Below are 11,603 nucleotides of genomic sequence, written 5' to 3'. Positions count from 1 at the left end.
ACCCTACTACTTTTTGATGATAAACAACAAGACAATCAATTGACAACCGACGATAAAAATTGGTGCCAAGTTCTCTCCTCATAAAGAGTTTTTAGGCTTCGCGAGCATTAGCGCCCCTGATACCCCGAAAGCTGAGCTAGACCCTCTAGGGGATAGACCCCCTCATAGCGTTTACCGTTGATTTCCCATGTGGGGTAGGCACGGATATTGGCCTGCTTGCACAGTTCTGGCTGGCCATTGGTACCGCGGGCATCGCACTCAATATAGTTGATACTTTTGAAAGCGCTGCCAAAGAGTTCTTTTTGCTTCATGCAAGCGGGACACCAGTAGGCACCGTACATCTTGGCATTGATTTTCTTGAGGTGGTTCGCCAGCCCTTGGGGGGAAATGGTCTGACTGGTTCCCTGCGCCATGACCATATCGGGAGAGTGCAAAACAGGTAAACGGGGCACAAGGGCGATCGCCAGCCCCACACCCAAGCCAAACAGGAGATAGCGCAAGGAGTTTTTCATTGAGAACCATCCACTAACCGAATCTAGTGTACTGTACTCCACATAGTGCTAGAGCTAAAGACCGCGAGTACCGTCTTGTAGTTCCGCTATTCTGAAAATTGCATCTAAGAATCATGCTGGCACGCCTTATCTAGGAACAATGAAGCAGCAGTACGACCAAGATTACAGTGCGTGGATTGCAGAAACAGTGGCATTGTTGCGAGAAGGACGATGGCAAGAGTTGGATCTGCCCCATCTCATTGCTGAGGTAGAGGACTTGGGCAAAAGTGAACGGCGCGCCATCAATAGCCAGTTAACTCGTCTGCTGCTACACCTCTTAAAGTGGCAATATCAACCCCAGCGCCGATCCGATAGTTGGTTGGATTCGATCACGGATGCCCGCACTCAAATTGAGCTGACCATAGCTGATAGTCCGAGCTTGCGGGATTATCCGGCCAGCCAACTTGCCATAAACTATGAACGCGCTCGCCGCCAAGCAGCAGAGCAAACGGGTTTACCGCTGAGCACCTTTCCTGAAACCTGCCCTTATCCCCTAGAGAGGGTTTTGACCCAGAATTGGCTCCCCGAAACGGACACTTAGCTCAAAACACTAGATGAGGTGCATTCGCCCGTGCTATTGCCGTTAAACTAAAACTACGTTATAGCGGCAGTGCCCTTGCGGATCTTTGAATGGCAGCGATTTTTGAGCTTCATCCGGTTAACCCCCAGCCCCGCACGATCGCCCAAATTGTTGAGGCCCTCAAGGAAGGGGCAGTCATGCTCTACCCCACGGATACCGTCTATGCCATTGGCTGCGACATGAACCACAAAGGAGCGGTGCAACGGGTACGCCAACTCAAGCAACTCTCCAACGATAAACCCGTCACTTTTTTGTGCTCTTCCCTCTCCAACATTGCCCAGTATGCCTATGTCAGCAATGCCGCTTATCGCCTCATGCGTCGCCTGATCCCAGGCCCCTACACCTTTTTGCTCCCCGCTACCAAACTGGTGCCCCGCCTTGTCCAAAATCCCAAACGCAAAACCACAGGGATTCGCGTACCTGACCACGTTGTGAGCCAAGCGCTGTTGACCGCCTTGGGGAATCCGATTATTTCCACCTCAGCACGACTGCCCGACGACGAGACGTATTACGTGAATACCGCAGATCTCTTCGATGCCTTTGACAAACGGGTGGATTTAATTATTGATACCGGCGAACCCCCCGGACAGCAAATGTCGAGTATCCTTGATCTCACCGTTGACCCCCCGCTACTGGTACGCAAGGGACAAGGGTGGGAAGCGCTGCCAGCAGAACTGGTGACTGTTGAGTGAGCCACTCCAGCTTTTCAGCAGATAGAAACCGTTATACAAGGTTTGATTCAAGAATGAGTTCATCGCAATTAATTGGCAAAGTATATTTAGTGGGCGCAGGTCCCGGCGATGTGGGGCTACTGACGGTGCGTGCCAAGACGCTACTGGAGTGGGCGGATGTGGTGCTCTACGATGCGCTGATTAGCCCCGAAATTCTTAACTTGATCAACCCCGAAGCGGAAAAAATTCATGTGGGCAAGCGGCGGGGCAACCATACCCTCTCCCAAGCGGAGATTTGCCGCCTGTTGATTGACTTGGCTCAGCGCCATGCGGTGATTGTGCGCCTCAAGGGGGGTGATCCCTTTGTCTTTGGCCGAGGGGGTGAAGAGTGTCTTGCCCTTGTCGAGGCTGGCATTACTGTCGAAGTGGTGCCGGGGGTCACCAGTGGGGTGGCTGCACCTGCCTATGCGCACATTCCCCTCACCCATCGGGATTTTAGTTCTTCGGTGGTTTTTGTCACGGGCCATGAGGCTGCTGGTCGCTATCAACCGCGCGTCAATTGGTCGGCTCTGGCTACGGCGGTGGATACGATTGTGATTTACATGGGACTCCATCATCTGCGGGAAATTGTGCCGCAACTCCTGGCAGGGGGGCGATCGCCCCAGACGCCCTTGGCCTTTATTGAATCAGGGACAACACCGCAGCAACGGGTGGTGGTGACAACCCTAGAGCGAGCGATCGCCACCTATGACGAGGCACAGATTCAAACGCCTGCCTTGATTGTCATTGGCGAGGTCATTCACCTGCGCTGCCAGCTAATGGGAGGTCTCCACCAGATCTGAAACAGCGGGTTCTAGGGGCAGCGACAGCATCGCCTGCTCCAAATAGGGCAAAAGCTTACGTCGCGTTTGATCCAGAGAATAGGCAAGGCGGATATTCTCTCTGGTGAGCAGTCCCAAAACCCGTTGCGGATTGTTGCGATCCACCACGGGTAACTGCCTCAAATCCCGCGCCCCCATGCGATCGAGGGCGTCCTTCAGGGGTTCATCACCGTAGGCAAGCAATAGCTCCCGCGTACAGACACTCCCCACCGTTTGCGTTTGATAGGCCGTTGTTTCCTGATCAGTTTCCCAACGGGTCAGCACCCGATTAATATCCCCAAGGGTGACCAACCCCATCAAGTCCTGCTGACTATCGGTCACAAAGGCGCAGTAGGCTTTTTTTTCAATCAGTTGCAAGCCAGCTTCAACCACAGGCATTGCTTCGCTAAGAAACAGCACCTCCGATTGCATGGCTTCCGCCACAGAAAGATTGGGGGGACTTTCCTCCTGCTCCTCCTTCTGGGTCTGAGCGCTGGGTGCCAATGCGGGCAGTTCGCCCCGTTTTTGAACACTCAAACTATTCACCAACCAGACACTTAAGCCCACCGCTGCCATCAAGGGCAAAATAATGCGGTAGTCCCGCGTCATTTCAAACAGCAGCAAAATAGCTGTTAAGGGAGCATTGACACTTGCCGCGAGGACAGTTGCCATTCCCACTGTGGCATAGGCTGCTGGTGCAGCAATACTGTTGGCAAACATGGGTAGCAGGATGGGCAACACTTTACCATAAGCGGCACCAAGGGACGCGCCCAAAAAGAGCGCCGGTGCAAAGATGCCCCCCACTAGACCACTGCCTAAACTCACTGCTGTTAAGACCATCTTGGTCAGTAGCAAGATCAACAGCAAGCCGAGGGAAAAATTCACATCCCTGAGAATTGCTTCCACCGTTTCATAGCCAATGCCCAGCACTTGCGGTAAATGCAAAGCCACAAGGCCAACGCAGAGGCCACCCACTAGGGGACGCAGCGCTAGGGGAATACGACCTAAAAACTGCATGGGTGGAATTTTCCCCTGAAAGACTTGGGGGAGCCACTGAAGTAACTGGGTATAGACAATGGCAACGCCGTAGGCCAACAGTCCTAAGCCCAAATACAAGGGCAACTCAAGGGAACTGCGCACCTCATAGGTGGGCAAATCAAAGGCGGGTTGTGCCCCCAAGCCAATTTGGGTAATCAGGGCAGAAATCACAGCAGCCAAAAGCACCACACTCACAGCCGTTGTTTCAAACGTGGTGCCCAATACCACCTCTAGGGCAAAGAACACGCCAGCGATCGGGGCATTGAAGCCTGCTGCCAACCCTGCCGCCGCCCCTGCACCGAGGAGCAACTTTTGCCGTTCTCGGGAAACCTTCAGCGCTTGACCCAAGAGAATGCCGATGTTGGCACCCACTTCCACACTGGGGCCTTCTGGACCAAGGGACGCACCTGTACCAAGGGAAATCGCCGCCGCAAGGGTTTTGGCAATGGGGCGAATGAAGGGAATTTCCTTGCCTGCTTCTACAGCACCCATCAATGACATCAGGTTGGGACTAAACTCTTGGACAAACCAGCGGATGATCCCCACCAGCAAGCCTCCCAAGGCCGGAACGCAGGCCAGTGTCCAAGCGCCCCATCGACCAATAAGCCCCATCAAGTCTTCAAGGGCCATGTGATGAATTGTCTCAATCAGGTAACGAAACAGCAGCACACTCAGCCCTGCACTACCGCCAATGAGTACTGCCAAGACCAGTACGACGGTTTCCGGGGGCGGTTGTAATTGATTGAAAAGTCGAGTGAGGCGAGATTCAGCAGTCAGAGAAGGAGGGGAGGATGGGGAGGACACTGTTGCAAAGCGGTGAGAAAAAGTTGCTTAAAATAGCTCCATCTTCAATTATGCGGAATTTCCAATGGAGAAGCTAAAAGGGCAAAATTTGCGGCGTGACATGATAAAAGTAAGGATGTAGCCACCACAGCAAACCGACAAAGATGGCTACTCCCCCATAGGCGGGGCGCAAAAATTCTTGCCACACCAGTTGTTGCTTGCCCTGCCAAATGGCTTTGAAGGGAATGATTGAGGTGCGGGCTTTCAGGGCAGTAAACGCTTCTCCATGCCGTGCGTACCAGCGGCGATCGCCATGCCAAACTCCAAAGCAGTGATGGGCAATCAGCCCAAGGGAGGTCAGCAGTGTAAAGGACGTGCCCAACCACAGCGTATGCGCCACACACCAGATCACCTGTCCCCATAACTGCGGGTGGCGGGTAATGCGAATAATGCCCGTTTCGTAGAGGTGCACTTCTGGCTTTTGTACAGCGGCAATCTCTAGCAAGTTAAATGTGGCCGGATAAAGAAAGAGAAACGAGATCGCCGATAGCCCCCACACGAGCGCCCCCATCCCCGGTACCCCTTGGAGTTGCCACAGTTGCACGCCATCGTAGCGATGGGCCAAAAAGTAGAGAATCAAGATTGTCGCTAAGGGTAGACTCACTAAGGCAAAAAAAATGCGATAAAGGCGGGCACCGACGCGCTTTTCTGCCCAAGGACGTAAGCTTGCCAATCCACTGTGGGCGATCGCAAACAAGAGCAATAACCCCACCATGATCCACTGCGAACTGGTTTGCCAACTGTGCTGATCCACGCCGATCTACTCCGTACGATTAAAACCCCATTCCATGATCCCAAAGGGTCAGACGCTTTGTAAAGTAATGTAACTAAGCCGCAAAACGCAGCCTATGAGCTATAGTCAAGGCGTTGAGGGCATCCGACATCAATCTATGTTCAATTGGCTCGATCGCCTCGAAAACCACCGTCTACTGCGCCTGCTGCTGCTCTTTGCTCTTGGCTGGATTGGCGTGCAACTTTTGCACTACTTTGCCTACGTCTTACTGATGTTTCTTTTTGCAGCCATTCTGGCGTTTTTACTCAACTATCCCGTGGGCTGGCTCAAGCGTTACTTGCCCCATGGTTTGGCGGTTACCATTGTGTTTCTCGGGACATTGGCAATTCTAATCGGCTTGGGGATTACCCTTGGGTTGGCGATCATTGGCCAGTTGCAGGACTTGATCACCAATTTGCCCAGCCAAATTGATCTGTGGATTGACTCCCTTGAGAGGATGCAGCAGTTTCTGGCGCGATGGAATCTAGACATCAATTTCCAGCAACTGGAGTCAGAATTACGCAACTTTGCCCTTGCGGGTCTGCAGTTTGGTTTTGGCAAGTTGCAGTCTGTCTTTGCGCTGTTGCTCAGCGGCATTATTCTGGCTGTGATTACCTTCTTTATGCTGCTGGAGGGGGAGCGGCTATGGCAGTACCTACTGAGTTTTTTGCCTGATCCGTGGCGCGATCGCGTGCCCCAAGCCTTAGAGCGGAACTTTTTGGGCTTCTTTAGTGGCCGTTTGCTTCTCTCTCTCTTCTTTGGTACCGCCACATTCCTTGTCTTGCTGGTGTTACGTGCCCCCTATGCCCTTGCCCTTGGGGCGATCGCCGGTGGCTTGGATCTCATTCCAGGGATTGGCTCAACGATGGGCATTTCCCTCATCTGCTTGATCCTGCTGCCCAAGAGTATTGCCCTGAGTGTACAAGTGCTGATTAGCTGTATTCTGCTGCAACAGGTGGAAGAAAATATTCTCATGCCCCGTGTCATGCGCAACACCGTCAACCTGAATCCAGTGGTTTTATTTTTTTCCCTCCTAGTAGGGGCAACAGTCGCAGGAATTGTCGGTATTTTCCTTGCCATTCCGATGACGGGGACGATCGTCAGTTTGCTAGATCTCAAAGCCTTGCAGGCAAGCAGTGAGGCTGCTCCGAAATCCTCGCAGGGCAAACGCATACTCAGGCAGTAGCAAGGAGATGAGCGAGATAGTCATCGTCCCATCCTGCTCTCAAACGTTTTGCCTTGACGCTGACCTTTACAAAGGTGTCCTGACGCATTCACAGTTATTGTGCTGGATAATATCTCATTCTTGATTGGAATAGCTATAGTCCCTGAGCAAGTTCCACGCCAGTTCAAACGTGTACTCAAATCCTTGAATCACTCCCTGCTTTTCTATATTGCTCAAGGGGCGAGTACGGCACAGTTCCACCCCTTCCTGAAGCCTCTGAAACGCTTTTTTATAACTCTTGAGTCGCCACTGCCAGCGTTCCATGATCTATCCTTCACTGAGGGGGTGATCACTTCTTGTTGACAACCCCTGTTGCAATGTGAGCATCACCTTTTTCATATCCCCTTGTAAAAGGGCAGGCAAATTCAACCAGAGACCGGTAAACTCTTGACTGCGAAGCACTCCTTCGCGATCGGGCTGTTGCTGAACGTAGCTCCCCTGCTCGCGGTGATACCAGTAGAAGGCCTGTTCTGAGACCACCCACACCAGATATTCCTTGACGCCAAAACGGCAATAGAGGTCTTTTTTGTCGTGGAGATCGTAGGCGGCACTGCTAGAGGCAATTTCAATCACTAACTCCGGTGCCCCTTCGATGTAGTCATCAGCACTAATGCGTGATTGTCCCCCCGCCGATTCTTCGAGGCGCAATAGCACATCAGGTTGCACTTCATTGCTGTCATCCAGCCGTACAGTAGCATTGTCACACACCATCAAACTGGGCATCAGTGTCGCATAGGTACCCAGCCACACAACCATGTGTCCGTGAGGTTGAGCGTGGTTTCTAACCCGAATTGGTGAGGCCACAAACACCACTCCGTTAATCAGTTCAGCCTTCTTAATGTGGGGAGAGTGCTCATAGCGGTATTCAAATTCCTCGCGGGTCAGGCGATCGCCACTTTCAAGGGTGAGGAGAGGAGCCGTCATTTTTCGCAACCGTCCATGATAGCAGCCAGCACCTTTATTCTAGGCGTCAGCGAAATGGTGAATGGTACATGCGCATCAACTAAGCAGCAGGTAATCCCAGTACGTCACCGGTGCCCGCAACAACGGTGCCAATTGGCCAACTCTCAACCCCCCACTCGGCAAAGCAGGCCTGCGCCGCTGCAACCGCTGACGGCGGTAAAACCACGGTGTACCCAATCCCCATATTGAAGGTGTTGAAAAGTTCGCCCAAACTGACCCCTCCCATTTCCCCTAGCCAGTGGAAGAGTGGCGGAATTGGCCAAGCCTGAGGATCCAGTTGTGCGGATTGCCCTTGACCCAAGCAGCGGGGCAAATTTTCCGGCAGACCACCGCCGGTGATGTGAGCCATGCCGTGGATGGGAATCCCTTGCGCCAAAGCAGCACGAATGGGTTGGACATAGAGGCGCGTCGGTTCTAAGCACAGCTCGCCAAGGGGGGTGGAGCCAAGGGGGGTATCCTGCCAACTGAGCTGGCGATCGCTAACAATTTTACGCACCAAACTAAAGCCATTGCTGTGCAGCCCAGAACTGGCCAATCCCAAGACCACATCCCCCACCTGCACCTGCGTGCCATCCAGCACCTGATCCTGCTCAACGACACCAACACAGAACCCCGCAAGGTCATAGACCCCTTCGGCATAGAATCCCGGCATTTCCGCTGTCTCCCCCCCCAAGAGGGCACAACCCGCCGCTTCACACCCTTGGGCAATACCCGCCACCACAGCGGTCATCATCTCTGGCGCCAGACGACCACAGGCAATGTAGTCCAAGAAAAAGAGCGGCTCAGCACCACAGGTGAGGACATCGTTGACGCACATGGCCACCAGATCAATGCCAACCGTATCGTGGCGATCGAGGGCTTGAGCCAGTTTTAGCTTCGTGCCCACTCCATCAGTTCCCGACACCAAAAGGGGTTGACGATAGCCCTTGGGAATTTGACATAGCCCAGCAAAGCCTCCCAGTCGTCCCACTACTTCCGGTCGTTGGGTGCGCTGCACCAAGGGGCGAATCTGCTCGACAAAGGCACGGCCAGCGGCCACATCTACACCGGCACTGCGGTAGTCCATCAATGCTGCTCCTGTAGTTGGGGGTAGTGAGCCTTGAGATACTCTAGGAGGCCTTCACAGGCATCGGTGAGCAGATCCAACACCTTCTCAAACCCCTGACGGCCACCGTAGTAGGGGTCGGGCACTTCCCTCGCGTCGTGGTGACGGCAAAAATCACACATTAACCGCACTTTATCGCGGTATTTCCCTTCGGGGTCAAGGCGCAAGATATCATAGTAGTTTTCCCGATCCATCGCCAAAATCAGATCAAATTCCTCAAAGTCGGCGGCATGAAATTGGCGTGCTCGATGGGTCAAGTGCAGTCCCCGTTGCCGTGCCGTCATTACCATGCGGGCATCCGGTGGATCGCCAACGTGAAAGTTGCTGGTGCCGGCAGAGTCACACTGAATCTCATACTCTAAACCTGCCTTTTTGATCAGATCTTGCATGATCCCTTCGGCAGCAGGGGAGCGACAGATATTACCAAGACAAACAAAAAGAAGACGGATGGGCATAGGACATTTCCTAGGGGGCGGGAATCAACGTACGGATGAGATCAGCGACCTGCTGACTGCTGTTGGGCATCGCCAATTGGCGGGCATTCTCGGCCATGGCTTGTAATTTTTGCGGCTGCCCTAGCCATTCTAAAATGATCTGCCCGAGGCGATCGCCCGTCAATGCCGACTGCGGGATCATTTCAGCAGCGCCGGCACTCACCAGCACTTCAGCATTCACCGTTTGGTGATCTTCAGCCGCATAGGGATAGGGAATCAACAGCGCTGGGGTTCCTGTGAGGGTTAGTTCCGCCAAGGCACTGGCGCCAGCTCGACTAATGACGATATCCGCGCGGTGCAGCAGGGATCCCATGGGTTCAAAGAAGGGAAAGACGAGATAGTGGGGATGCTGAACACTTTGGGCATCGGGATCATTGTTGCCCGTGAGATGCACCACCCAAGCCCCCGCCTCGAGCCAGCGGTGAACCGTTTCCCGTACAAGGCGATTGATGGCCACTGCCCCTTGACTCCCCCCCATCACTAGAATCAGGGGTACCTCCTTGGGAATCGGCAACTCCAAGTCGCCGGGATGGAGAATATCGGGACGCACCGGGGTGCCCGTGACCCGTAGGTTCAGCCGTTTGGATTTGAGGTAGGCTAAACTCGCGGGGGTACCCAAGGCAACCAGCGTACACCAAGGCGCCAGCCAGCGGGTGACTTTGCCTGGTAGGGCGTTGGATTCATGGAGCAGGGCGACACGCCCCAAACTGCGAGCCGCTAAAATAGCTGGTGCTGCAATGTAGCCACCGGTGGTAAACACCCCTTGGAAGTGTCCCTGTTTTAACAACTGGCGCGTTTGCCAAAAAGCTCCCCAAAATTGCCAGAGGGGGCGCAGCCTTGCCCAAGGGGTCTTGCCTTGGACACCACCGAAGTTGATCGTATGCAGGGGGTACTGGGGCGGAATTAATTTCTGTTCAAGGCGATCGCGCACCCCCAACCAATGGATGTTATATTCAGGTAACTCTTCTGCTACTGCTAGTGCGGGAAAGAGATGCCCGCCAGTACCACTCGCTGCAATCAGTAGTTTCTTTGGCCCAAGCATTAAACATTCCAGCCCAATGTGGTCATGAGCTTATCGACAAAGTTGGTATAGACAATACCGCTGCGAAACTCTGGCGTGTCCATCACCTGCTGATGAAAGGGAATGGTGGTCGGCACCCCCATAATCGCACATTCTCTTAGGGCACGCTTCATGCGGGCAATGGCAGCGGGGCGATCGCTCCCCCACACCACCAATTTACCGATCAGCGAATCATAGTAAGGGGGGATTTCATAGTCGGTATAAACATGGGAGTCCATGCGCACCCCAGGGCCACCGGGGGGCAAGTAACCACTAATACGACCGGGATGGGGACGGAAATTGCGCTCCGGATCCTCGGCATTGATGCGGCATTCAATGGCATGTCCCCGCAACAGCACCTGTTCTTGGGTCAAGCTGAGGGGTTCCCCTTGGGCAATGCGAATTTGCTCCGCAATCAGATCCAGCCCCGTAATCATTTCTGTGACGGTGTGCTCCACCTGAATGCGAGTATTCATTTCCATGAAGTAAAAGTTGTCTTGGCCGTCGAGGAGAAATTCAATGGTGCCGGCACCGACGTAGTTAATGGCTTTAGCGGCAGTGACAGCAGCAGCTCCCATCTTGGCACGCAGTTCGGGGGTGAGGGCAGGGCTAGGCGCTTCCTCAAGGAGCTTTTGATGACGCCGCTGTACAGAGCAATCGCGCTCCCCAAGGTGAATGACATTGCCATAGCTATCCGCCAGAATCTGGAACTCAATGTGGCGGGGATTTTCAATAAATCGCTCCAGATAGACGCCGGCATTGCCAAAGGCGGCTTCCGCTTCCCCTTGGGCGGCACTGAGGGCCCGTCCTAAATCTTCAGCAGAGCGCACCAAGCGCATCCCCCGGCCACCCCCCCCAGCCGTGGCTTTAATCATCAGGGGATAGCCAATTTTGCGGGCGATCGCCCGAGCAGTTTCCTCATCCTGCACCAGTCCATCACTGCCGGGAATTGTCGGCACCCCCACCTGTTGCATCGTCGCTTTGGCGGTGGATTTATCCCCCATGGCACGCATGGCAGCGGGACTCGGCCCAATAAAGGTAATTTTGTGGTCGGCGCAGATCTCGGCAAAGCGGGCATTTTCCGCCAAAAAGCCATAGCCTGGGTGAATCGCCGAGACATGGCGGGTGAGGGCAGCAGCAATAATGTTGGGAATATTGAGATAGCTGCGGCTACTGGGGGCTTCGCCAATGCACACCGCCTCATCGGCCAATTGCACATGCAGGGCATGGCGATCTACGGTGGAATAGACGGCAACCGTTGCAATGCCCAATTCCTCACAGGTACGCAGAATCCGCAGTGCAATTTCGCCACGATTGGCAATCAAAATTTTCGTAAAGGCCATGGCGGTCAACGGTAGGGGAAGCGATCCCTAATGCTACCATGCCAGCTCAACGCTTCCGAAAAGGCGACGGCAATTGCATTGGTGCCACTGGCAAAAAC

Annotated in this window: 13 protein-coding genes; 4 read left to right on the top strand and 9 right to left on the bottom strand. The window is 53.9% G+C overall.

What is annotated here, in order from left to right; translation table 11 throughout:
• Nucleotides 1–107 precede the first annotated feature (107 nt).
• Nucleotides 108–512 carry a hypothetical protein gene (locus RHJ02_RS11705; protein ID WP_149819669.1) on the bottom strand — a complete coding sequence of 135 codons (405 nt, stop codon included), beginning with the start codon at nt 510–512 and terminating at the stop codon, nt 108–110.
• A 139-nt stretch (nt 513–651) separates the two neighbouring features.
• On the opposite strand from RHJ02_RS11705, the gene RHJ02_RS11700 reads away from it, so the two are divergent.
• The 3 genes from RHJ02_RS11700 to cobA all read left to right on the top strand — a co-directional run bounded on the left by RHJ02_RS11700 (nt 652) and on the right by cobA (nt 2,644).
• Complete coding sequence (locus tag RHJ02_RS11700; protein WP_206200308.1) at nt 652–1,092, top strand: DUF29 domain-containing protein; 441 nt, start codon at nt 652–654, stop codon at nt 1,090–1,092.
• An 89-nt stretch (nt 1,093–1,181) separates the two neighbouring features.
• Nucleotides 1,182–1,823, top strand: coding sequence for an L-threonylcarbamoyladenylate synthase (locus RHJ02_RS11695; protein ID WP_206200307.1), 642 nt, complete (start codon nt 1,182–1,184; stop codon nt 1,821–1,823).
• Nucleotides 1,824–1,876: 53 nt separating this feature from the next.
• Nucleotides 1,877–2,644: a uroporphyrinogen-III C-methyltransferase gene (cobA, locus tag RHJ02_RS11690; protein WP_310800248.1), complete on the top strand. Its 768-nt coding sequence runs from the start codon at nt 1,877–1,879 to the stop codon at nt 2,642–2,644.
• On the opposite strand, the gene RHJ02_RS11685 is transcribed toward cobA, so the two are convergent.
• A complete protein-coding gene (locus RHJ02_RS11685) occupies nt 2,618–4,504 on the bottom strand; it encodes a chloride channel protein (protein ID WP_310800247.1) in 1,887 nt (628 codons plus the stop codon). The two genes, cobA and RHJ02_RS11685, sit on opposite strands and share 27 nt — an antisense overlap.
• Nucleotides 4,505–4,577: 73 nt before the next feature.
• On the bottom strand, nt 4,578–5,258 hold the full coding sequence (locus RHJ02_RS11680; RefSeq protein WP_399379846.1) for an NnrU family protein: 681 nt from the start codon (nt 5,256–5,258) through the stop codon (nt 4,578–4,580).
• Nucleotides 5,259–5,433: 175 nt separating this feature from the next.
• On the opposite strand from RHJ02_RS11680, the gene RHJ02_RS11675 reads away from it, so the two are divergent.
• Nucleotides 5,434–6,501 (top strand): AI-2E family transporter, encoded by a 1,068-nt coding sequence (locus RHJ02_RS11675; RefSeq protein WP_302678365.1) that lies wholly within the window; start codon nt 5,434–5,436, stop codon nt 6,499–6,501.
• A 114-nt stretch (nt 6,502–6,615) separates the two neighbouring features.
• Here the strand turns inward: RHJ02_RS11675 and RHJ02_RS11670 are convergent, their stop codons facing one another.
• The 6 genes from RHJ02_RS11670 to accC form a co-directional block, all read right to left on the bottom strand.
• The gene (locus RHJ02_RS11670) at nt 6,616–6,804 is read right to left on the bottom strand and encodes a nucleotidyltransferase substrate binding protein (protein WP_302678364.1); all 189 of its coding nucleotides are present in this window, start codon (nt 6,802–6,804) and stop codon (nt 6,616–6,618) included.
• A gap of 3 nt (nt 6,805–6,807) precedes the next feature.
• Nucleotides 6,808–7,464 (bottom strand): Uma2 family endonuclease, encoded by a 657-nt coding sequence (locus tag RHJ02_RS11665; protein ID WP_310800246.1) that lies wholly within the window; start codon nt 7,462–7,464, stop codon nt 6,808–6,810.
• 79 nt (nt 7,465–7,543) lie between these two features.
• Nucleotides 7,544–8,569 (bottom strand): phosphoribosylformylglycinamidine cyclo-ligase, encoded by a 1,026-nt coding sequence (gene purM, locus RHJ02_RS11660; RefSeq protein ID WP_206200301.1) that lies wholly within the window; start codon nt 8,567–8,569, stop codon nt 7,544–7,546.
• Entirely contained in the window at nt 8,569–9,063 is a 495-nt protein-coding gene (locus tag RHJ02_RS11655) for a low molecular weight protein-tyrosine-phosphatase (protein WP_206200300.1), read from the bottom strand. Before RHJ02_RS11655 ends, purM begins: the two co-directional genes overlap by 1 nt.
• A gap of 10 nt (nt 9,064–9,073) precedes the next feature.
• The gene (gene murG, locus RHJ02_RS11650; protein ID WP_310800245.1) at nt 9,074–10,144 is read right to left on the bottom strand and encodes an undecaprenyldiphospho-muramoylpentapeptide beta-N-acetylglucosaminyltransferase; all 1,071 of its coding nucleotides are present in this window, start codon (nt 10,142–10,144) and stop codon (nt 9,074–9,076) included.
• The gene (accC, locus tag RHJ02_RS11645) at nt 10,144–11,505 is read right to left on the bottom strand and encodes an acetyl-CoA carboxylase biotin carboxylase subunit (protein WP_206200298.1); all 1,362 of its coding nucleotides are present in this window, start codon (nt 11,503–11,505) and stop codon (nt 10,144–10,146) included. Before accC ends, murG begins: the two co-directional genes overlap by 1 nt.
• Between the last annotated feature and the right edge of the window lie 98 nt (nt 11,506–11,603).

Origin of the sequence: Thermosynechococcus sp. TG215 (genome assembly GCF_031583455.1) — a bacterium.
Taxonomy (GTDB): domain Bacteria; phylum Cyanobacteriota; class Cyanobacteriia; order Thermosynechococcales; family Thermosynechococcaceae; genus Thermosynechococcus.
The sequence above is the reverse complement of the archived record's forward strand: the minus strand, read 5'-3'. Positions and strand labels throughout refer to the sequence as shown.

What these genes read in the sequence shown, in the direction of transcription:
- RHJ02_RS11705 (WP_149819669.1), bottom strand. Translation starts at nt 512, where the DNA reads ATGAAAAACTCCTTGCGCTATCTCCTGTTTGGCTTGGGTGTGGGGCTG.
- RHJ02_RS11700 (WP_206200308.1), top strand. Translation starts at nt 652, where the DNA reads ATGAAGCAGCAGTACGACCAAGATTACAGTGCGTGGATTGCAGAAACA.
- RHJ02_RS11695 (WP_206200307.1), top strand. Translation starts at nt 1,182, where the DNA reads ATGGCAGCGATTTTTGAGCTTCATCCGGTTAACCCCCAGCCCCGCACG.
- cobA (WP_310800248.1), top strand. Translation starts at nt 1,877, where the DNA reads ATGAGTTCATCGCAATTAATTGGCAAAGTATATTTAGTGGGCGCAGGT.
- RHJ02_RS11680 (WP_399379846.1), bottom strand. Translation starts at nt 5,258, where the DNA reads ATGGTGGGGTTATTGCTCTTGTTTGCGATCGCCCACAGTGGATTGGCA.
- RHJ02_RS11675 (WP_302678365.1), top strand. Translation starts at nt 5,434, where the DNA reads ATGTTCAATTGGCTCGATCGCCTCGAAAACCACCGTCTACTGCGCCTG.
- RHJ02_RS11670 (WP_302678364.1), bottom strand. Translation starts at nt 6,804, where the DNA reads ATGGAACGCTGGCAGTGGCGACTCAAGAGTTATAAAAAAGCGTTTCAG.
- RHJ02_RS11665 (WP_310800246.1), bottom strand. Translation starts at nt 7,464, where the DNA reads ATGACGGCTCCTCTCCTCACCCTTGAAAGTGGCGATCGCCTGACCCGC.
- purM (WP_206200301.1), bottom strand. Translation starts at nt 8,569, where the DNA reads ATGGACTACCGCAGTGCCGGTGTAGATGTGGCCGCTGGCCGTGCCTTT.
- RHJ02_RS11655 (WP_206200300.1), bottom strand. Translation starts at nt 9,063, where the DNA reads ATGCCCATCCGTCTTCTTTTTGTTTGTCTTGGTAATATCTGTCGCTCC.
- murG (WP_310800245.1), bottom strand. Translation starts at nt 10,144, where the DNA reads ATGCTTGGGCCAAAGAAACTACTGATTGCAGCGAGTGGTACTGGCGGG.
- accC (WP_206200298.1), bottom strand. Translation starts at nt 11,505, where the DNA reads ATGGCCTTTACGAAAATTTTGATTGCCAATCGTGGCGAAATTGCACTG.